General features: G+C 71.4%; 18 protein-coding genes. 5 read left to right on the forward strand and 13 right to left on the reverse strand.

What is annotated here, in order from left to right; genetic code table 11:
• Positions 1 to 27: 27 nt before the first annotated feature.
• The 7 genes from J4709_RS21880 to eccD form a co-directional block, all read right to left on the reverse strand.
• Positions 28 to 1434 carry a S8 family serine peptidase gene (locus tag J4709_RS21880; RefSeq protein WP_208243626.1) on the reverse strand — a complete coding sequence of 469 codons (1407 nt, stop codon included), beginning with the start codon at positions 1432 to 1434 and terminating at the stop codon, positions 28 to 30.
• An 83-nt stretch (positions 1435 to 1517) separates the two neighbouring features.
• Positions 1518 to 2684 (reverse strand): hypothetical protein, encoded by a 1167-nt coding sequence (locus J4709_RS21885; RefSeq protein WP_208243628.1) that lies wholly within the window; start codon positions 2682 to 2684, stop codon positions 1518 to 1520.
• A gap of 30 nt (positions 2685 to 2714) precedes the next feature.
• Positions 2715 to 3293: a hypothetical protein gene (locus J4709_RS21890; protein WP_208243630.1), complete on the reverse strand. Its 579-nt coding sequence runs from the start codon at positions 3291 to 3293 to the stop codon at positions 2715 to 2717.
• 97 nt (positions 3294 to 3390) lie between these two features.
• A complete protein-coding gene (locus tag J4709_RS21895) occupies positions 3391 to 3684 on the reverse strand; it encodes a WXG100 family type VII secretion target (RefSeq protein ID WP_173098462.1) in 294 nt (97 codons plus the stop codon).
• Between the two features lie 46 nt (positions 3685 to 3730).
• Positions 3731 to 4132: a WXG100 family type VII secretion target gene (locus tag J4709_RS21900; protein ID WP_307801423.1), complete on the reverse strand. Its 402-nt coding sequence runs from the start codon at positions 4130 to 4132 to the stop codon at positions 3731 to 3733.
• 135 nt (positions 4133 to 4267) lie between these two features.
• Complete coding sequence (gene eccB, locus J4709_RS21905) at positions 4268 to 5713, reverse strand: type VII secretion protein EccB (RefSeq protein ID WP_208243632.1); 1446 nt, start codon at positions 5711 to 5713, stop codon at positions 4268 to 4270.
• 7 nt (positions 5714 to 5720) lie between these two features.
• A complete protein-coding gene (gene eccD, locus J4709_RS21910) occupies positions 5721 to 7121 on the reverse strand; it encodes a type VII secretion integral membrane protein EccD (protein ID WP_208243634.1) in 1401 nt (466 codons plus the stop codon).
• Positions 7122 to 7309: 188 nt separating this feature from the next.
• Between eccD and eccCa the strand changes: the two genes are divergently transcribed.
• Positions 7310 to 11287, forward strand: a complete 3978-nt coding sequence (eccCa, locus tag J4709_RS21915) for a type VII secretion protein EccCa (RefSeq protein WP_208243636.1) — start codon at positions 7310 to 7312, stop codon at positions 11285 to 11287.
• Here eccCa and J4709_RS21920 read toward each other — a convergent pair.
• The gene (locus J4709_RS21920; RefSeq protein ID WP_232383889.1) at positions 11253 to 11738 is read right to left on the reverse strand and encodes a MerR family transcriptional regulator; all 486 of its coding nucleotides are present in this window, start codon (positions 11736 to 11738) and stop codon (positions 11253 to 11255) included. The genes eccCa and J4709_RS21920 overlap by 35 nt on opposite strands.
• Between J4709_RS21920 and J4709_RS21925 the strand changes: the two genes are divergently transcribed.
• Positions 11737 to 12450, forward strand: coding sequence for a methyltransferase domain-containing protein (locus J4709_RS21925; RefSeq protein WP_232383855.1), 714 nt, complete (start codon positions 11737 to 11739; stop codon positions 12448 to 12450). The two genes, J4709_RS21920 and J4709_RS21925, sit on opposite strands and share 2 nt — an antisense overlap.
• A gap of 11 nt (positions 12451 to 12461) precedes the next feature.
• Here the strand turns inward: J4709_RS21925 and J4709_RS21930 are convergent, their stop codons facing one another.
• The 4 genes from J4709_RS21930 to J4709_RS21945 form a co-directional block, all read right to left on the reverse strand.
• Positions 12462 to 13709, reverse strand: a complete 1248-nt coding sequence (locus J4709_RS21930) for an HNH endonuclease signature motif containing protein (RefSeq protein ID WP_208243641.1) — start codon at positions 13707 to 13709, stop codon at positions 12462 to 12464.
• 375 nt (positions 13710 to 14084) lie between these two features.
• Entirely contained in the window at positions 14085 to 15386 is a 1302-nt protein-coding gene (locus J4709_RS21935; protein ID WP_208243643.1) for a S8 family peptidase, read from the reverse strand.
• Positions 15387 to 15431: 45 nt separating this feature from the next.
• Positions 15432 to 16310, reverse strand: coding sequence for a hypothetical protein (locus J4709_RS21940; RefSeq protein ID WP_208243644.1), 879 nt, complete (start codon positions 16308 to 16310; stop codon positions 15432 to 15434).
• Between the two features lie 149 nt (positions 16311 to 16459).
• Complete coding sequence (locus J4709_RS21945) at positions 16460 to 17173, reverse strand: hypothetical protein (RefSeq protein WP_208243646.1); 714 nt, start codon at positions 17171 to 17173, stop codon at positions 16460 to 16462.
• Positions 17174 to 17220: 47 nt separating this feature from the next.
• Here J4709_RS21945 and J4709_RS21950 point away from each other — a divergent pair, with 47 nt between their 5' ends.
• From J4709_RS21950 to J4709_RS21960, 3 genes are read left to right on the forward strand one after another with little or no spacing between them, the layout of a single operon-like run.
• On the forward strand, positions 17221 to 17994 hold the full coding sequence (locus J4709_RS21950) for a hypothetical protein (protein ID WP_208243648.1): 774 nt from the start codon (positions 17221 to 17223) through the stop codon (positions 17992 to 17994).
• Complete coding sequence (locus J4709_RS21955) at positions 17991 to 18587, forward strand: hypothetical protein (protein WP_208243650.1); 597 nt, start codon at positions 17991 to 17993, stop codon at positions 18585 to 18587. The genes J4709_RS21950 and J4709_RS21955 overlap by 4 nt, the downstream gene beginning before the upstream one ends.
• Positions 18584 to 19213: a hypothetical protein gene (locus J4709_RS21960; protein WP_208243652.1), complete on the forward strand. Its 630-nt coding sequence runs from the start codon at positions 18584 to 18586 to the stop codon at positions 19211 to 19213. The genes J4709_RS21955 and J4709_RS21960 overlap by 4 nt, the downstream gene beginning before the upstream one ends.
• Here the strand turns inward: J4709_RS21960 and J4709_RS21965 are convergent.
• Positions 19101 to 20402, reverse strand: coding sequence for a hypothetical protein (locus J4709_RS21965; RefSeq protein WP_208243653.1), 1302 nt, complete (start codon positions 20400 to 20402; stop codon positions 19101 to 19103). The two genes, J4709_RS21960 and J4709_RS21965, sit on opposite strands and share 113 nt — an antisense overlap.
• Between the last annotated feature and the right edge of the window lie 160 nt (positions 20403 to 20562).

Raw genomic sequence — 20562 nt, forward strand, 5'->3', positions numbered from 1 at the left:
CGGACAGCCGGCCCGGGTCGGCGGCGATCATTCCTGGGGCGGCGCGAGGTAGGGGTTGGGCTGACCCTGCGGCGGTCCGTTCGGAGGCGGTGCCATGTTCGGGTTCGGGTGCCCCAGCGGCGGCGCCTGGAACTGCTGCCCGCCGCCCTGCGGGGGCAGCGGCTGGCCGCCGGTGCGGCCCCCGAAGGAGGGCGGCGTGCCCGGCTGGCCCATCTGCTGCGGCCCGTTCGGGAAGGGCCCGGACGCGTACGGGCCGCCGGGCTTCCCGCCTGATCCGCTCCGGCGCCGCAGCGCGATGAACACCCCAACGGCGATCAGCACGACGACGACCACGAGCCCGCCGATGACCAGCGGCATGTTCGAACTGCCGGAGTCATCGCTGTCACTCTTCGTCTTGGGTGCGGTCTGGTTGCCGCCCGCGGGCTTCTTGACCACGGCCTTGTCGAGCCGCGCATAGACGGGATTCTGCGCGGTCTGCGGAACGTTGTTCTTCAGCGCACGCGGAATGCTGATGACGCCATAGCCCAGCTGGTCGTCCTTGCCGGGCTTCCCGAAGTCCTTGGCCGTGTTGGTGAGGAGCTGGACGACCCGCCGCGCCTTCATCTGCGGGTACTTGGCGCGAATCAGCGCGACCGCGCCCGAGGTCAGCGCGGACGCCTGGCTCGTCCCCGCGCCGCTGTTGTAGACGTGGCCCGTCTTGCCGATAGCGCCGACATCGGCGCCGGGCGCTCCGACCGTCACGTAGTTCTGCCGCTGGGTGTGCTCCCACGGCTTCAGCTGGCGGTCGATCGCGCCGACGGCGAGCACGCCCGGGCAGGAGGCCGGGTAGATGGAATCGTTCGAGTAGTCGCCTTCGTTCCCCGCGGAGGCGACGATGACGATGTCCTTCTGCTCGGCGAACTTGAGGGCTTGGAGCACCTCGTCCGGGCACTGCTGCTTGAACACCGAGGACGACTCTCCGCGCGAGAAGTTCATCACTTTGGCGCCGTGGTCGGCGGCGAAATGAATCGCCTTGGAGACGTCCGTCGGCGAGTTCCCGGGGCTGTAGATCGGCAGGATCTTCGATTCGGGGGCGATCCCGTAGAAGCCCGAATGCGTGCCGCGAGCCGCGATGAGGCTGGCCATGGCCGTGCCATGGCCCTCATTGGTGTCGTGGTCCTGCTGCCCGTTGCCGCTCATGTGGTCGTGGAAGAGGTCGATGCCGGGCAGTACGGCGGGCCTCATGTCGGGCAGCGAAGCGTTGACCCCGGTGTCGACGACGGCGACGGTGACGCCTGCGCCCTTCGTCTGGGGCCACACGTCGGTCGTCATGTTCCAAGCGCCGAACCACCACTCGTTCGGGCTAATGGGGGCGGCCTGGGCCACGGTGACCGGCCCCAGGGCCAGGCCCACCGCCGCCGCCGCGGCCGTCGCCGTCTGGATCAGCCGTCGCATGTGTCGTTTCCCATCCAGTGCGGAAAGGGCGGACGGGAGCCAGGTCCCCGTCCGCCCTTGTCACGTCGTCGGTACTGCGGAGATCAACCGATCACCGGAGGTGCGGTGTCGTCGTCGGCTCCCCAGACGTCGTCGTCCTCGGACAGCCAGGTCGTGCGCTCGCGCTCTTCGCTGTCGCCGCCGCCGTGGCCACCATGGCCCATGGGCATGCCGCCCATGCGTCCGGCGCCCGCGCGTCCGGCCGCACCGGCCGCTCCGCCGCCGGCCAGGCCACCGCCCGCGGCGCCGAGGCCGCCAGGGCCCGCGCCGAAGCCGCCGAGGCCGCCGCCAGCGCCGCCGCCGAGACCGCCCGGGTCGGCGCCGAGGCCACCGCCGGCACCGCCGCCGAGGCCGGAGGGCATGCCTCCGCCGCCCCCGCCGCCGGGGAAGCTCGACAGGTCGCTGCCGAGGCCGCCGCTGCCACCGAGGCTGCCTCCGCCGCCGTGGCCGAGACCGCCGGGGTCGGTGCCGAAGCCGCCGCTCCCCACGCCGCCGCCCGGCAGGTGCGGACCGCTGTTGGCCGCGGGCGCGAACGGGCTGGTCCCGCCGGAGCCGCCGGAGCCGTACTTGCCGAGGCCGCCGGGGTCGCTGCCGAAGCCGCCGGCGCCGCCGCCCGCTCCGCCGCCGGGAATGCCGCCGCCCCCACCGGGAATGCCGCCGCCACCGCTGCCCGGACCGCCCGGGCCGCCCGGAGGCGTGTCGGTCAGTCCGCCCTTGTCCTGGGGCAGGTCCTTGGTGATCTGCGTCGGGTGCGCGTTGAACGCCTCGCCGGTCCGGTTCAGGAACCGCTGCATCAGCTCCCGGCCGTGCTTGTCGTCCCCGCTGGTGTGGATGAGGCCGTCACTGGCGTCCTGGCCGGCCTGCTTGTACCAGTCGAGGATCTGCGTGCCGTACCAGTTGTAGGTCGAGGCGTTCGTGTGGCTGCTGTTCGAGAGATTGATCGAGGTCGCGTGGACCTGCTGGAGCTGGGCGACCGCCTTCTTGGCCTCGTCGCCCTTCCAGTGCTTGACGAGCGTCTGGGCGAACCCGCGGAGCGCGGTGCTCATCTCCGCGAGGGCGTCCGCCGCGTCGGAGTAGGCGGTGCCGGCGTCCTTGACCGGCGCCGAGTTGATGCTCGACAGCTTCTTCTTGACGTCGTCGAGGCTCATCCCGTCGGCAGTCGGCTTGGACCACGACTGAGAGCCGCGGATGACGTAGTACTCCTCGGTCATTCCTCTTCCCCTCCTTCCGCCTACCCGCCGTCAGGCCAGGCTGCCGTTCCCCGGGTGCACGTTGTTGACCTGCTTCTGGGTCTTGCCATGGGCGGCCTCGTAGCCGTCCGCGGTCGCCTTCAGCTTCTCGATCACACCGTTGTAGGCGTCGGTGATGTTCTTGATGTACGTGCCGAAGCCGTCGCGCGACTGGCCGGCCAGGTCGACGAAGCTCTCGCTGCCGGGGACGCCGCCGAGGTTCCCGGTGGTGATGGCGATCTTCTGGACCTTGGCGAGGCGCTGCTGCCAGCCGGTGAACTCGCTGTGCATCTTGCTGGCCAGGTCCCGCAGTTCCTTGGGGTCGACCTCGTACCCGTCGTCGGCCTCGATGCCCCACTTGCCGTCGTCGGGCTGGGAGCCGCGGGGGGCGGCGTTGGAGGGGTCCGTCGGGCTCTTGGCCGGGACGCCGTACTGGTAGTAGAGCTGCCGCTGCTCGTACTCCGGCAGGTTGTTCCACTCCTGCTGGGTCATCCCGTGCTGGGTGTGGACCTGGGTGTACTCACCGGCACCGGTCGTGTAGGTGTAGTCGACCTTCGCGAGCGCTTCAGGCGGCAGGGTGTACTTGCTCATTGCTCATCCTCCTGGCGAATGGCCTCCGGACCCCCCTGGCGCGCCTACGCCGTGCTGCCCGGGCCGGGCGGCACGACGTAGGCGGTCCAGCGGTCGTTCAGCCCCAGATGCCCTGGTTACGGCGCTCCGCGGCGCTGTAGTTGCTGTGGGCGTCGCCGATGACGACCCCGAGCTGGTTCAGGACCTGGCCCATGTGGGCGGCGGCGGCGTCCCACGTCCGCTTGGCCTCCCAGTAGGCGCCCTGGGCGTCGCCCTCCCACTGGGAGAGGTGCTGCTCCAGGTTCTTCTCCAGGTCGTGGAGCTCGTCGGTCAGGGCGCGGTAGGCCAGCGAGAAGTCGGCCTGCGCCTGCTGCATGGTGCCGAAGTTTGCCTTGGTGTAGCTGTCGCTCACGTCACGAGTCCTTCGCGTTCAGGGGCCGGGGCGGGTGGAGGGACGATCAGGTGCTGCCGTTCAGCAGCTGGTTGATCTTGTTGACCGCCTCGGTCTGCTCCTGCTCGGTCGACTCGTAGGTGATCTTCGTGTGGGTCAGCTTCTGGTGCATGCCGTCCAGGGCGGTGCGGACCTTGTTCATCTCGGTCTGGAACTCGTTGAAGACCCGGTCGAACGACACCGCGGCGTTGCCGGCCCAACCGGACATCAGCGAGGACTTGTGGCCCTCGAGCTGGCTCTGCAGGCCCTTGACGATGTTCGCGGAGTCCTCGATCCGCGTCGCCGCCTGCTGCATGGCGTGTCTGTCGACTGCGGACTGTCCACCCACAGTGTCACCTCCGTTTGCGAGTCTGTGGCGCCGCGCCGCTGGAGCCGTGGGGCGACGGCGCGCGGCCTGCCCGGGGAGCACTCCTGAGGCACGAAATGTCAGCGATCATAGGTCGTATGCCACGCCTATGTCGACGTGAATAGTGATCTAGCGGTTCATGGTGGGATGTCAATATTTGCGTGATCTGCATCACATCAATTTCGGACGGTCCCTCCGTTAACCGTGGGCGGTCGGAATCGGCTTTCGGGCCTGTGTCGGGTCGAGGGCGGGGCCCTGCGGGATGAGGTGCACCACGCTGGACGGCACCGGAGCGGCCTTCTTGGCGTCGTAGCCGAGCTTCTTCGCCACGTCCGCCGACGGCAGCGCGAACCGGATGCCCTGGTCGTTGACGAGCGACAGCGACCCCGAGCCCTCCGTCCCGCCGGACGAGTCGCCGCCGCCGGGCACCAGGCTCATCAGCGCCGCGCCGCCCGGCGGCAGCACCATCTGGTCGACGGTGCTCGCCCCGCCGGCCGAGCCGGACCCGAGCACCCCCGCCGACGGCGCGGGCAGCGAACCGCCGACCGTCAGGTGCGACGCCGACGACCCGACCGGGAACACCGAGCACAGCGGGGTGGACGGGTCCCACTTGGCGAACTTCGGCAGCGTGGGCGGCAGGTTCTGGTCCAGCAGCCGGGTCGGCGACGGGATCTGCCGCGCGGACGCCACGTCGGTGTCGATGGGCTGGACGCGGGCGCCCGGGTAGGCCTGCTGCTCGTTCGGGTCCAGCAGCAGGAGCTGCGCCTGCGTCCCGTTGATCTGCGACAGGCCGTCCTGCAGCATCACGTACCAGAGGGCCTGCCCGCCCGCGCCGGTCCCGGCCTTGAACACCTGGCCGACCCTGGCCTGGGCACCGCGCGGCCCAGGCACGGCCTTGCCGCGGCCCGGGACGTTCGGCGCGCCGAAGGCGCCCGCGGACGGGATGGCGTTCAGCCACGTCGGCGGGACCTGCGCCGCCTCCGGGCCGTTCGTCAGCACCGGCACCTGGTTCACCGGCAGCGACAGCTGCATCCGGTGGTCCTTCCAGATCACCCAGGGGGCGCCGCGGGACTGCACGACCAGCGCCTCGCCGTCGCCGAGCCCGCGCCCGCCGACGTCGCGCCCGGCGGCGAGGGCGGTGAGCTCCTGCGGCACGCCGTTCGCGGCCTGCGTCTCGCGGACGCACACCGACCACGGGCCGCGGATGAGCTGGTCGCTGCCGGGCAGCGAGTCCGGCGCGCCCTGGATGCCGATCATCGCGCCGCGCTCGAACCCGTCCAGCGACTTGCGGGACACGGTGCGGCGGGTGACGTTGTCGGAGTTCAGCGCCAGCATCGCCGAGGCGTAGTTGGCGACCGGGAACATCTTCTTGGTGTTGGCGTCGTAGATGTACTTGGTGCCGGTCTCCTTCTCGATGATCAGGACGCCCGGCTGGTCCAGCCCCTTCGCGCCGCCCGGCGACAGCACACCCCAGATGCCGAACACCGCGACGACGAGCAGGCCGACCATCACGCCGCCGAACCCGGCCGCCGACAGCCGCCGCATCGGCGACTCGGCGACGTCGGGCTCGCCCTGCAGCAACGCGAGCCCGACGCGCTGCGTCATCAGGCGGTGCGCCTGGTAGAGATCCCGCCGGCTCTGCATCAGCGCCTCACCCGGCCAGCCCGCGGACGCGGGAGTAGACGTCCAGCACCGCGAGCGCCAGCGGGATCAGGGAGATCATCACCAGGACGTCGAGGATGTCGCCCCAGCGCCCCCAGAACGGGGTCGGCTTGTGGGTCGGCAGCCACATCGTCACCCCGACGACGATGCCGACGAGCACCAGCAGCGGGACGAGCGCGGCGGCGAGCGCGACGACCTGGCTGCCGTGCACCGCGACCCCGATCACGGTCAGGACCAGGCCGAACAGCCCGACGACCAGCATCCAGGCGCGCTGCGGCACGCCGCGGAAGACGCGGGCGCGCAGCAGCAGCGACACCGACATCACCGCGCTCGTCGCCGGCCCGGCCCAGCCGTGCGCGCCGAACAGGAACAGCATCGCGCCCGCCGCGACGAGCGCGATGGCCGCGATGAGGCCGGTGGAGAAGCGGTCCGCGGCGGCGGTCCGGGCGAGGACCATCCGCCCGTCGACCGTCTCGGTGTCGCTGCGCAACTCCTCCGCGCTGGCCGGGACGGGCGGCAGCGGCACCCGCGCCAGCTTGAACGACAGCGACGGGACCGCCGCTATGAACATCATCACCACCACCGCGGCGACGGCGGCGATCCCCGCGGCGGGCAGCCGGTCGAACGCGAACCCGACGCCGGCGCCGATCGCGCCGACGAGCCCGGCGAACGCGACGCCGAGGAACACCGGCAGCCCGTCCGCGACGCCGAACGCGGCGATGATCGCGGCGAGCGCGGCCACCCCGAACCCGGCGAGCAGGTGCGGCGCGCCGAGGTCGGTCAGCTCCAGGCCCTTGCGGGCGGGGGCGAGCGCGCCGGCGAGGAACGCGTACGGCAGCGCCGCGTAGCCGAGGACGACGCCGGCGCCGGAGTCGGCGACCGCCCGCGACAGCGCGATCGCGACGACGAGGGTCAGCAGCGCGATGAGCCCGGCGGCGGCCGCCGGGATGATCCACGGCGGGCCGGACAGCGCGATGACGGCGGCGCCGACGACCAGCGCGACGCCCGCCGCGCCGAGCCCGAACGAGCGGGTCGTGGTGGGCCGCCAGCGGTCCGAGCGCTCCCGGATGCCGGTCGCGATGACGTCGGCGACGTCGTCGAACGACATCTCGGGCAGCTGCGCCATCCGCGGCCGGAAGTAGAGGATCTCCCCGTCCCGCACCCCGAGCGCGCTCGTCGTCTGCGCCGGGTCGAAGGGGTCGCCGTCGAGCCGCTGCAGCACCCAGCCCGAGTGCGCGAGACCGGCATCGGCCATATTCTCGCCGGCCGCCCGCAGCAAGGTGGGAAGCATGTGCGCCAGGGGTACGTCTGCGGGCAGGGAGACGTCGATGCGCCGCCGCGGCGCGACGATGGTCACCCTGCACAGTTCGGTTGTGGCGGGGGAATTCACGGGAGCTCCCGTCCTCCGGGGTCGGATCGCGGGCCGGATCCGATCGACGCGCAGCTTAGGATGTGACGTCCGAATACGCTAAATCAACACCGAAACGTCAACATCACGCCAACGGGCCTGCGGGTCGGTCGCGCTCCCGGCATCGAGCGGCCACCCCGGGGGGCGTGACCCGTGGAGGGAACCCCCAGGTGAGCACGATCCTCGTCAAGCGCAAGGAGCGCCGTAAACCGCCCCCTGCCCCGAAGGGCGAGCTGCTCCTGGAGTCCCCGCCGGAGATCCCGGAGATGCAGAGCGGCGGCATGCAGGCGGTGCTCACCTACCTGCCGATGGCCGTGATGCCGGTGATGATGGGCCTGATGTTCATCGGCGGCGGCACCAAGTCCCCGATGATGATGATCAGCAGCGGCGGCATGGCGCTGGCCATGGGCGGCATGATGATCGGGCAGCTCGGCCGCGGCTCCGGCGAGCGCAAGTTCAAGCTGAACGGCGCCCGCCGCGACTACTTCCGCTACCTGAGCCAGGTGCGGCGCCGGGTGCGGCGGGCCGCCGAGCAGCAGCGCGAGTCGCTGGAGTGGAACAGCCCGTCCCCCGACTCGCTGTGGTCGCTGGTGATGAGCGCGCGGATCTGGGAGCGCCGCCCCGCCGACCCCGACTTCGGCAACGTGCGGATCGGCGCCGGCCCGCAGAAGCTCGCCGTGCAGCTGATCCCGCCGGAGACCAAGCCCATCGAGGACCTGGAGCCGATGACGGCGGGCGCGCTGCGCCGGTTCGTCCGCGCGCACTCCACCGTCCCGAACCTGCCGGTCGCGGTGTCGCTGCCGTCGTTCTCGCGGATCCTGCCGATGGGCGACATCGACGCGGTCCGCGGCATGGTCCGCTCGATGATCGCGCAGCTGACGGCGTTCCACTCCCCCGACGACATGCGGGTCAGCGTGTGCGCGTCCGCCGAGGCGATGCCGCACTGGGACTGGATCAAGTGGCTGCCGCACTCGATGCACCCGACGGTGACGGACGCGGCCGGGCCCGTCCGGCTGATGGCGGGCAGCCTGTCGGAGCTGGAGCGGATGTACGGCACCGAGGTGAAGGACCGTGCCCGGTTCACCCCCGGCCTGTCGCAGAACGACCTGCCGTACCACGTCGTCATCGTGGACGGCGGCGCCGTCACCCCCGACTCGCAGATCGGCTCGGACGGCATCGAGGGCGTCTGCGTCATCGACCTGTCCGGGCACGTCGCGCCCACATCCGACAACACGATGCTGCGGCTGCGGGTCGCCGCCGACAAGATGGCGATGCTGCGCCGCGACCGCACCGGCAAGGACGTCGCCAGCTCCCTCGGCCGGCCCGACCGGTTCAGCTACGTGCAGGCGGACGGCCTCGCGCGGCAGCTCGCGCCGCTGCGGGCCAGCGCCGCGGCGGGCGCCGAGCTGGACGCGCTGTCGGCCGCGACGACGCTGACGACGCTGCTCGGCGTCCCCGACCCGGCCCGGATCGACCCGCGGCAGTCGTGGCAGCCGCGCGCGCCGCGCAACCGGCTGCGCGTCCCGATCGGCCTGGACGCCGACGGCCGCCCCATCGAGCTCGACATCAAGGAGGCCGCGCAGGGCGGGTACGGCCCGCACGGCCTGTGCATCGGCGCGACCGGTTCCGGCAAGTCGGAGCTGCTGCGCACCCTCGTCCTCGGCCTGGCGATGACGCACTCCTCCGAGGTGCTGAACTTCGTCCTCGTCGACTTCAAGGGCGGTGCGACGTTCCTCGGCATGGACGGCCTCCAGCACGTCTCCGCCATCATCACCAACCTGGAGGACGAGCTCCCCCTCGTCGACCGCATGTACGACGCGCTGCACGGCGAGATGGTGCGGCGCCAGGAATGGCTGCGGCAGGCCGGCAACTACGCCTCGCTGCGCGACTACGAGAAGGCCCGCGAGCAGGGCGCCGCGCTGAAGCCGATGCCGACGCTGTTCGTGGTGCTGGACGAGTTCTCCGAGCTGCTGTCCGCCAAGCCCGACTTCGCCGAGCTGTTCGTCATGATCGGACGGCTCGGCCGGTCCCTCGGCGTCCACCTGCTGCTCGCGTCGCAGCGCCTGGAGGAGGGCAAGCTCCGCGGCCTCGACACGCACCTGTCGTACCGGATCGGCCTGCGGACGTTCTCGGCGATGGAGTCGCGGGTCGTCCTCGGCTCACCCGACGCCTACGAGCTGCCGCAGGCGCCCGGCAACGGCTACCTGAAGATCGGCACCGAGTCGCTGACCCGGTTCCGCGCCGCGTACGTGTCCGGACCGTACCGCCCCGACGAGGAGACGGCGTCGCAGAGCGGGCAGAGGGGCCCCAGGCAGCTCGCCCAGATCGTCCCGTTCACCCCCGCCTACGTGCAGCCGCGGATGCAGGAGCAGCCGCAGGAGCAGCAGGCCCCGGAGGACGACGGCCCGCAGATCAGCCTGTTCGACCTCGTCGTCAAGCAGCTCGCCGGCAACGGCCCGCCCCCGCACCAGATCTGGCTGCCGCCGCTGGACGAGCCGTCCACCCTCGACCAGGTCCTGCCGAACCTGCAGCAGACCCCCGAGTTCGGCTTCACCACCGCCGGCTGGGACGGCCGCGGCCAGCTGCACGCGTTCGCCGGCATCGTCGACAAGCCGTTCGACCAGCGCCGCGACCCGATGTGGCTGGACCTGTCCGGCGCCGCCGGGCACGTCGGCGTCGCCGGCAACCCGCAGGCCGGCAAGTCGACCCTGCTGCGCACCCTCATCACCTCCCTCGCGCTGATGCACACGCCGCAGGAGGTGCAGTTCTACTGCCTGGACTTCGGCGGCGGCTCCCTCGCCCCGCTCGCCGACCTCCCGCACGTCGGCGGCGTCGCCAGCCGCCTGGACCCCGACCGCGTCCGCCGCACCGTCGCCGAGGTGTCCGGGCTGCTGGAGTCCCGCGAGCGGTTCTTCACCGAGCGCGGCATCGACTCCATCGCCACCTACCGGCGGATGCGCGCCGCCGGCCAGATCCCCGGCGACGGCTTCGGCGACGTGTTCCTCGTCGTCGACAACTGGCTGACCGTCCGGCAGGAGTTCGAGGCCGTCGAGTCCACCATCACCGACCTCGCCGCCCGCGGCCTCGGCTACGGCATCCACGTCGTGGCCGCCACCAACAAGTGGTCGGAGTTCCGGCTCACCATCCGCGACCTGTTCGGGACGAAACTGGAGCTCAAGCTCGGCGACCCGTACGAGTCGGAGATGGACCGCAAGCTCGCCGCGAACGTCCCCGAGGGCCGGCCCGGCCGCGGCATCACCCGCGAGGGCCTGCACTTCCTCGGCGCCCTCCCCCGCGTCGACGGCCGCCCGTCCTCCGAGGACCTCTCCGACGGGGTCAAGCAGCTCGTCCAGACCGTCCAGTCCGGCTGGCAGGGCCGCCCGCCCGCTCCGCAGGTCCGGATGCTGCCGGACGTGCTGCCGCTCACCTCGCTGCCGCAGGTGTCCGAGACCGGCAAGCGGATCCCGATCGGCATCGACGAGGAGACCCTGTCGCCCGTCATGCTCGACTTCGAGAACGACCCGCACTTCGTCGTCCTCGGCGACAACGAATGCGGCAAGTCGAACCTGCTGCGCCTCGTCGTCGACGCCGTCAAGGCGCGCTACACCCCCGACGAGGCCCGCATCATCATGCTCGACTACCGCCGCGCCCTCCTCGACTCCGCCGAGAGCGACCAGGTCATCGGGTACGCGGCGTCGTCGACCGCCGCGGGCGGGCTGATGAAGGACGTCAACGGCGCCCTCGTCAACCGGCTCCCCCCGTCCGACCTGACCCCCGAGCAGCTGCGCAACCGGTCCTGGTGGAGCGGGTCGGAGCTGTTCCTCATCGTGGACGACTACGACCTCGTCGCCACCCCGTCCGGCAACCCGCTCGCGCAGGTCGCCGAGCTGCTGCCGCAGGCCCGCGACATCGGCATGCACCTGATCCTCGCCCGCACCATGGGCGGCGCGGGCCGCGCCATGTTCGACCCGGTCATGCAGCGCCTGAAGGACATGGCCAGCCCGGCGCTGATCATGTCCGGCAACAAGGACGAGGGCAACCTGTTCGACGTCCGCCCCGGCCCGCTGCCCGTCGGCCGCGGCACGCACTCCGACCGCCGCGCCGGCAAGCGCCTCATCCAGACGGCGTTCCACGGGGAACCCCGGTAACGACCACCGAAGAGCCCCGGGCCACGGTCCGGGGCTCTTCGCGCACGGCCGCCTGGAAGTGCGCGCACTCCGCCAGGTCCTCATGACCGCAGCCCATGGCGCACTCGATGACGTCGAGCGCCGCCCGCGCCTCCTCGATCCGCCGGACGAGGTCGTCGCGCCGCCGGCGCAGGATCTCCCGGCGCCCTGCGGCGTCCGAAGTCGCCAGCATCCCGCGGATCTCCTCCAGCCCGAACCCGGCCCGCTTCGCCCGCAGAATCACCGCGACCCGCTCCAGATCGCCCCGCCCGTACCGTCGCCGCCCGCCCGCCGCCCGCTCGGGACTCAGCAGCCCGACCGCCTCCCAGTGCCGCAGCACATGCGTCGCGAGACCGAAGCGCCCCGCCACCTCCCCGATGGACAGATCGGCGCTTGACTTCATGTCGACATTAAGTCGCAGCATGACCCGCATGTCCACGGAACTGATCGCCGCACTCGACACCGCCGACGCCGTACCCGGCGCAGAACAGCTGCGCGCCCGCACCTACGACCTCCTCCAAGCCGCACCCGGCGCCCTCGTCGCCGACATCGGCTGCGGCACCGGACGCGCCGTCGCCGAACTCACCGCCCGCGGCGTTCGCGCCACCGGCATCGACCCCGACGAGCAGATGATCGCCACCGCCCGCACCCGCGCCCCCGGCGCCGACCTCCGCGTCGCCGACGCCCGCGCCCTGCCCTTCCGCGACGCCGAACTCGCCGGCTACCGCGCCGACAAGGTCCTCCACAACCTCCCCGACCCCGGCCTCCCGCTCACCGAGGCCCGCCGCGTCCTCGCCCCCGGCGGCCGCATCGTCCTCTGCGGCCAGGACTGGGACGCCCTCGTCATCGACTCCTCGTTCCCCGACCTGACCCGCACCCTCGTCCACGCCCGCGCCGACCGGATCCCGTCCCCCCACTCCGCCCGCCAGTACCGCAACCTCCTCCTCGACGTCGGCTTCCACGACGTGGCCGTCGAGGCCCGCACCGCCCTGTTCACCGACGCGACGATCCTCCCCATGCTCACCGGCCTCGCCGCCGCACACCAGCAAGCCGACGAATGGCTCACCGACCAGCAAGAACGCGCCCGCACGAACCGCCTGTTCGCAGCCGTCCCGTTCTTCCTGGCCTCGGCCACCAGCCCCTGACCGGGGTGTGACTATGCGGCCCAATCGAGGGGCGGGCCGTTGCCCCCGGTTCGCGGTCGCGCATCCGCTGGCGGAAGCAATCGGTAGACGTAACGCCCGTCTGGATCTTTGGTGATCTGGATCTGATCGGGGCTGGTGTGCTTGAAGCGGTTGTGCCAGCCGCAGGTGAGAGCGAGCCGATCAATATCGGTGGGCGACTTACCGAGTGCCCATCCACCGACGTGATCGACTTCGCACAGCGTGCCCGGCATCTCGCATCCACGCACCGCACACGACGGATAGAGCGTCTCGAGAACCTGGCGTTGGGCAGCGGAGGCGAACCGTTCCCGGTAGCCCAGATAGAGCGGGGTGTTGCCGCGTCCCAGCAGCAGAGCCGACACCCCGGCGGCCAGCGCGATCCGACGGGCCTGAGCCGCAGGGATCGGTGTCCCGTCGGTGAGACGCGCCGGGGCGTTCCCGCCGGTCAGCGTCTCAAGGTCGCAGATCACGGTGACCTTGCTGGCCTTGTGCCCGCCCGCCAGCACACTGGACAGGGCAGCGGCCGTGCGCTCGCCCACGTCCCGACGATCTTCGGGCCCGGCCGGCTTGGCCAGCGGGGCAAGGGTGCCGTCCCAGATCGCGGCGTCCTCGGGGTTCAGCCACCCCTTCACATACCGACCGCCGTCCAGAGAAAGCGTGGTCGTGATCCACGACTTGGCATACCCGCGCTTGGAATCCTCGTCCGGCGCATCCTCATTGCCATCACGCTCGGCGATGACGTCACGGATCCGCTGCCCGAACGCCGCGACCTTCCCAGCCGAGAAGCCCTGGTCGGCCATCTCCAGCAACACGGCCTCGGCCTGACCGCAGTCCGCGTCGTCCAGCCGAGCGACCGACTCGGCGACGGTGGTCGCGTACCCGTACGACAACTCCCCGGCCGCGAGGCGCTTGGCCACCTGCGGAAGGCGATGCCGCTGCCGAGCGAGCGTCAAACGCTCCTTGGCGCGGCTCTCACGCATGCCGAGCCTCGAACGAAGCCATGCCCGCGTGGAGGGATATCCCCACCGCTGCTGCTCTCCAACCACGTCCACCCGGCCAATGAGAGTCGCGAGCGCACTTTCCTGTAGATCGGTGGCAGCCGCCAGAGCCTCGGCCAATTCCAGTGACGCTGCGGCCGAATCGGGCACTTCCCGCGCGGCGAGTTCAGCAGCGATCAGCGAAAGGGCGTCCACCAGTTCCAAGGTGGACGCGCCCTCAAGCTCGACCGTCACTGATTGCATATCTAAAGAATACCATGAGTGACGAACAATCGAACTCCCGAGCGGGCATTTCCTGGGTTGGTTTTCCAAACCGACTCAGCCAAGCAATTTGCCCGCATTCGCCCCTTCGCACCTTACGGAGGGGGTGGTGGGGTGGCGCGACCCGGGGCGGGGCAGGCGGAGCCTGCCCCTAACGCTGCCTCAGGGGCCGCAGAGGCTCCAAAGTCAAGGGTGGACGAAGTCCATCGCGCAGCGACGCCGAAGGCGCCCTTGACTTTGGAGGGGCGGCCCCGTACGCCAGCGCCACCCCACCACCCGAACACCCATTCCCCGAATTCCGGATATCAGGTAACCAACAAAAGAGTTCGCGATGAAAAGACACCAAGCCCCAGCGAGTCAGTTGCGGTCTTCGCCGGTCGGAAGGGCAGGAATGCGACCCGGCTTCCAGTTGCGGCGGCGGCCCATCGGAATGACCGCCCCGCCGAACGCGACAACGAGAGTGAGACCGAGGGCCCCGCCGGCTATGCCGAGGCCGATGTTGCGGGTGCGGTGGTCGACGGGCGCGGCGTGCGCGATGGGGACGGGCCCGCTCAGCGGACGCGCGGCGGACGTGTCCCCAGGCTTGGCGTTGGGGTCCAGCTCGGCGGACACCGCCTGCATCGGGCTGATCATGCCGTAGCCGCTGCCCTGCCCGTTGCCGCCCTCGGCGGTGAGCAGGATCCGGTTGATGACCTGCTGGTAGTTCAGCTTGGGGTAGTGGGACCGGACGAGCGCGGCGACGCCCGCGGCGTAAGGGGCGCTGAAGCTGGTGCCCTGCAGCCCGCCCGCGTACCCGGTCCCGACGGTGGTGATGATGTCCTGACCGGGCGCGGACACGTCGATGCGCGTCTTGTGGTTGGAGAAGTCGGAGATCGTGCCGCTCTGGTCCACCGCCGCGACGGACAGCACGCCCGGGTAGTTGGCCGGATAGCCGGCGCTCTCCTTGCCGCGTTCGTCCTTGTCGACGTTGCCGGCGGCGGCGACGATCAGCACGTCGTGCTGCTGCGCGGTCTTGACGGCCTGCCGCAGCAGGGTGGTGTCGGGCGCCCGCGCCGAGACGTTGATGACGTTGGCGCCGTGCTCGGCGGCCCACGTGATCGCCTTCGGCAGCAAAGTGTTGTCGTCGGTGCTCTCACCGGTGGTGAACTTGGCGTCGAGCAGCTTGGCCTGCGGCGCGACCCCGACGAACGGGACGTTGCGGCGGCGCTGGTCGGTGGCGGCGATGATGCCCGACACCTCGGTGCCGTGCCCGTAGCAGTCGGTGGGGGTGGTGCCCGTCGCGTCGTAGCTGCCGGCGATCTTGCCCTTGAGCTGCGGGTGATCGGCCTCGATGCCGCTGTCGACGACGGCGACGGTCACGCCGGCGCCGCGGGTGATCGTCCAGGCCTGCTCGAAGTCGAGCCGCCGCTGCGCCCACGGCTGCTGGGTGATCGCCGAGGCGGGCTGGCCGCTCGGCTTGTTGCACTGGGTCTGCGGCTTCTTCTGCTCTTGCGTCTTCTTCGGCGTGGGCTTGCCTGTGGGAGACGGCTTGGTCGACGGCTTGGTGGTCGGCGCGGCGTCCGGGCGGTCGCCGGGGGCGGCGGACGCGGCCGGGGCGAACACGAGCGCAGTGGTCAGGGCCAGTCCGGTGGCGCCGGCCACGAGTCCCGCTCCGCGCATTCCCCATCTCTCCTGAAACCGTACGAACGCCACGACTCTAGACGATTAATCGGACTCCGCGTCCTTCGCCGGCGGGTCGACGAGGTCGTCGTCCCACGTCCAGCCGAGGGTCCGGGCGGTGGCGGCGAGGGCCTCCCGGGTGCGGCCGCAGATGTCGACGGAGTAGTCGGCCATGCCGGTGTCGTGCCGGACGATCACGTCCGGCCCACCGAAGAAGGCGGTGTCGGCGCCGAGTTCCCGCCAGTTCTGCAGGCCCATGGGACGGTAGGCCGCTTCGATGCGCGCCCGCACTCCGTCCGGGAAGTCATCGTCGCCGAGCTGGACGGACCACCCGAAGTGGGACGGCAGCCGGACGGCGGCGAGGAGCACGAAGAACTCGGAGAGGGACTCCGCCTGCAGCGCCCATCCGTCCTCGTCGATGCTGACGAACACGCGCGGGTCGTCCTGGCCGGCCTCGGACGCGAGGTACGCCCACTCGTTGCAGTACTCGTACTCCGCCATGAAGCAGCAGAGCCGCAGGTCACCGCCCGGCTCGACGAACGGGTTCTCCTCTGGCAGGCCCTCGGCGACGCCGTAGCCGGACGGGTCGGGCCGAAGCGTCGGCGGGTACTCGGGGTTCGTCCAGTACAGCCGCGACGAGTGGGTGAAGGAGTTGAACGGCAGGTCCCACCATTCATCCAGCGCCTTCGGGATGGGCAAAGACCGGTCGACGCCCTTGAAGGGGTCCTCTTCCTCACCGGTCCATTCCTCATGCAGGGTGCGGACGTAGGTGCGGTGCTCGGTCTCGGACCATTTCGGCCATGGGACGGCTCCGGCGGGCACCGTGTAGCCCCATTCGTCCTGAAACTCGCGCAGTAGGTCCCAGCGGGCTCGCCGCGCGGCGAGCCGGTCCGCGAACCGCCCATAGTCGATGATCTCGGCCACGCTGGCAGCGTAGCCCCGTCAAGAGACGGAGCGCCCCCTGCCCATGAGCCCAGACAGACCGCCGACCGCATCCGCACACCCCTCACCCTCCGGAGGATGACCGGATGCGGACATGACACCGAGGCCCACCGAAGAACCACAACCGATCACTAGCCGGGCACAGCACCACCCGAGCCGCCAGCGCGTTCCAGAGCGAGGTCGTCCAGCCGGCCCCGGTCGTCGAGCCATTCGTGCGGAAGGCTGCTGGCGTCCAATTCCACGAGCGGAATTTCCGGCGTCAGGGCGCGCAGGGCCCGTTCCAGGGCACGCCGGCTCAGCCACCAGTCGCGCTGCCGCACGTAGCCGCTGACCGCGTGCTCGCGGGGGAAGGCGTCACCGGACAGGTTGCCGGCCATGTGCTCCAGGGTCTCCCGCTCGGCGCCGGACAGCCCGGGACGTGCGCGCGCAGCGGCCAGCCGCTCCTCGAACTCGGCGACGCCGCCGGGCGCGTCGTCCCGCAGGCTGACGCCGAGGTACCGGATCGGCGACCGGCGGACGACCCGCGGCGTCTCGAAGCGGACGACCGCGTCCACGTCCGGCCAGGGAAAGAACTGCGGCGAGGCCCCGGGACGCGCGCCGACCCGGACGCCGTCCGCGTCGAGGGCGAATGCCGTCCATCCGCTGCGCACCATGCGGCGCAGGCGCGCGACGCCCCCGCCGATCAGCCACGCGATGACGACGACCCAGAACACGATGCCGAACACGGCCTGCCAGGCGCGCATCTCCGCCATGAAGATCCCGGCGGTCACCAGCGGCGCGGCGACGACCCCCGCGATGATCATGAGAACGGGCACCACCGGGACGAAGCGGATCTTGTACGCCATCCGAGGAGCTTAAAGACTTAACGGTCGGTCGTACTAGCATGCGGCGGGTGCAGTCCACCGCGCCGGTCCCCCCGCCGCCGGGGGAGCCGTTCGGCGAAGGCGGGGGCAGGGCGTCCGTGCGGCGCCGGCTGGTCCCCGCCGTCGTCGTGTGCGCGGTCGCCGCGCTCGCGGCCGCGACGTGGGCCGCGGGCGGGTTCAAGGACGCGCCGAACCAGCCCGTCGAGAAGCCCGGCAAGGCGCTGAACGTCGGCCTGTTCACCGTGACGGTCCGGGACGCGCGGATCGGCGCGGTCCAGGGCGCGTTCGACACGGATGCCAAGCGGTATCTGATCGTCCGGATGCGGGTGGTCAACAACGGCAAGGAGACCGAGTCGCTCAGCTACGGCGGGCTGATGGACGGTCTCGCCGCGCGCACCAAGGCCGGCAAGTGGCTGAAGCCCGACCAGGTCGAGGGCGTCGCGGCCGGCGCGAAGACGGACTCGGTGCAGCCGGGCCTGCCCGTCGAGGCGTCCGCGATGTGGAAGGCGGGGCCGGCGGACGCGCCGCGCACGTTCACCCTCGGCCTGCGGAAATGGGAGTACCGGACGGGGTTCACCGACGTCAGCTACAACTGGCTGCCCGACACCGAGAACGACGCGCTCGCCGCGAAGATGACGCTCCCGGTCACCCCAGCCGCCCCCGCACCCACCGCGACGCCGACACCAGCGCTGTTCCCGACGCACACGCCACCCCCAACACGACGCCCGACCCGGCGCCCGGCGCGTCCGCCCGCGCACGGCATCCGGCCCATCACGCCCCACCCGACCACGAGCCCCCGATGAACGGCCGCGAACTGCTCGTGCGCGGCGGTACCGGCCTCATCGGGACGGGCCTGATCGTCGCGGCGATGTGGGTGCATACGATGCGGCCGAAAGTGGACGCCAAGGAGATGGACCCGCTCCGCAACGACGGAAAGATCGGGCAGACCGTCTCGAACCGGATGTTCAGCGTCCGCGTCGACGGCGTGCAGGCGGCCCGTTCGCTCGCGTCCGGCCTCAGCTTCGGCGACCATCCGCCGATCGGCACCGACGGCATCTATCTCGCCGTGAAGATCCGGGCGAAGAGCGAGCGCGAGCCGCTCCGCCTCGGCACCGCGAAGCTGGAGACGCCGGGCGGCTACAGCTACCGCTACGACCCGCGCTCCGCCACGACGAGCACGATCCCGGACATGCAGCCGATGATCTGGGCGCCCGGCACGCTGCTGTTCGAGCTGCCGAAGAACCACCTGCAGGGTGCGCACCTCGTCGTCGGGACGGGCGGGCTGCTCCCCCAACTGTCGGCCGCCGTCGACATCGACCTCGGGATCAGCGCGTCCGGCGTGCAGGCGCTGCTGCGCAGTGCCGTCGACCGTTACGATCCGGAGCCGTCCTCATGACGACCGCCGGCCACGCCTTCGGGGACCCCCAGCAGACCAACCCCGACCTGCCCGTGATCCCCCCACACCCCCCACGCCGACAGCGACAACGGCAAGGGATCCGCCCCCGCGACCGCCGCATCGTCCAGGCGTTCGCGCTGACCGCCCTGATACCCGCCCTCCTGGTGCTGAAATGGAAGGACGAGACCAACAGCGTCCAGAAGAGCATGAAACCACCGGAGAAGGTGACGGACGTCCCGCAGGGCGCGACCGGCACGCTCGCGGGCGCGCAGTGGAAGGTCGTCGGCCGGCAGACCGTCGCCCCGCTCCCGCTCGGCGGCGCCAAGCCGAAGGACGACACGGTCACCCAACTGCAGGTCGTCCTCGCCGTCCGGCCGGACGACGCGGCCGCCGCGAAGGCGATCGGCTCCTACGGCATCGTCTACACCTTCACCGACGGCGACGGCCGCAGCTGGTCGGCGACCGGCCTCACCACCGGGACGGCGCGGCCCGGCGCCGTCGCCCGCCTCACCGTCAAGGGGACGGTGCCCCGTACCAGGGCGGCTGCCCTGGCGCTGCGGGTGCAGGCGCCGAAGGCGTCACGGAAACCGGGGAAGCCACTGCCTTCGCTGCGTTTCGCGCCGTGACCCGCGCCATCACCAGGTTGAACGCCGCCGCGAGCAGGCAGATCCGCAGGATCTGGAAGACCAGGCCGGTCCCGTAGGCGACCATCGGCAGCCGCGGCATCCACCACGTCACCTCGTGCGGTCCGAGCAGCCCGTACACCCACCGGCGGGACGCGTCCTCCCCCACGTCCAGCGCGCTGAACAGCAGGCAGAACACCGCGAACGGCAGCATCCCGGACCGGCGGACGAGCCGCAGCCCGTACCAGGCGGGCAGCCACATCTCGCGGAACCCGCGGGTCAGCACCTCCCGGACGCTGCCCTCCCGCTCGATCCCGCCGGCCGCCGCGAGCCGCCGCGCCGCCCGGCCGCGGCCGAGCACGACCCGCTCGTCGCCCGCGTCCAGGCCGAGGATGACCCCGGCGATGACCAGCCAGATCAGCGCGCCGAGCACCGCGTCCTTGAACGGCGGCCACAGGTCCAGGACGGGTCCGGCGGCGCCGTCGAACCACTGCCAGGCCTGCCGCCCGGTGATCCAGTCGGTCGCGTCGCCGCGCAGCTGGTCGATGGTGAAGATGCCGAACAGCGTGAAGTTGATCTCCAGGAAGGCCATCAGCGCGCCCGCCGAGCGGCCGAGCCGCTCCTCCAGCAGCCACTCCACCGCCGTCTTGATCACGAAGAACGCCGCGGTGATGCCGACGGCGAGCACGATGTGCTTCTCCAGCGAGATGAGCATGCCCATCCCCTTGAGCTGCCCCTGGAACCCGTTCTCGGCGAAGCCGCGGCTCGCCGCCATGTCGGCGAACTCGCGGGCGTCGTCGGCCTGCATCCCCCACGCCAGGTAGAAGATGACGAACGGGAGCGCGGCCCGCGCCATCGCGCCGACCACCGACTCGTCGTTGCCGACCGCCCACGGCGTCAGGTCGCCGCCGCCCTCGCGGGCGTGCACCACGTCCAGGCCCTCGCGGACGCAGTGCACCATCAGCACCGCGGTCGCCAGCGTGATCATCACCAGCAGCCCGACGGTGACCAGCGGCGCGACCGTCGCGGCGGTGCCCTTCATCGCCCCGAGCTTGTACCCGCCGTACAGCGCGCCGTAGCGCAGCAGCCGCCCGGCGGTGAACCACAGGGTCAGCGGCAGGACGAACCGCCCCGCGAGCTTCAGTGCGGCCCACGGCAGCAGCAGCGGCGACCGGGCGGACAGTACGAACATCGCGCCGATGCTACCCCGCCCGTCCGCGCGGCCCCAGGCCGTGCGCCGCCGCGGAAACGGCGAACGCCACCACGGAAAACGACGAACGGCACCAGGGAAACGGCGAACCCCGCCGCCCCGGACGGACCGGGACGGCGGGGTTCGGCGGTTCGGAGACCCG

Source organism: Actinomadura violacea, assembly GCF_017573465.1.
In the GTDB taxonomy this organism is placed as follows: Bacteria; Actinomycetota; Actinomycetes; order Streptosporangiales; family Streptosporangiaceae; genus Spirillospora; species Spirillospora violacea.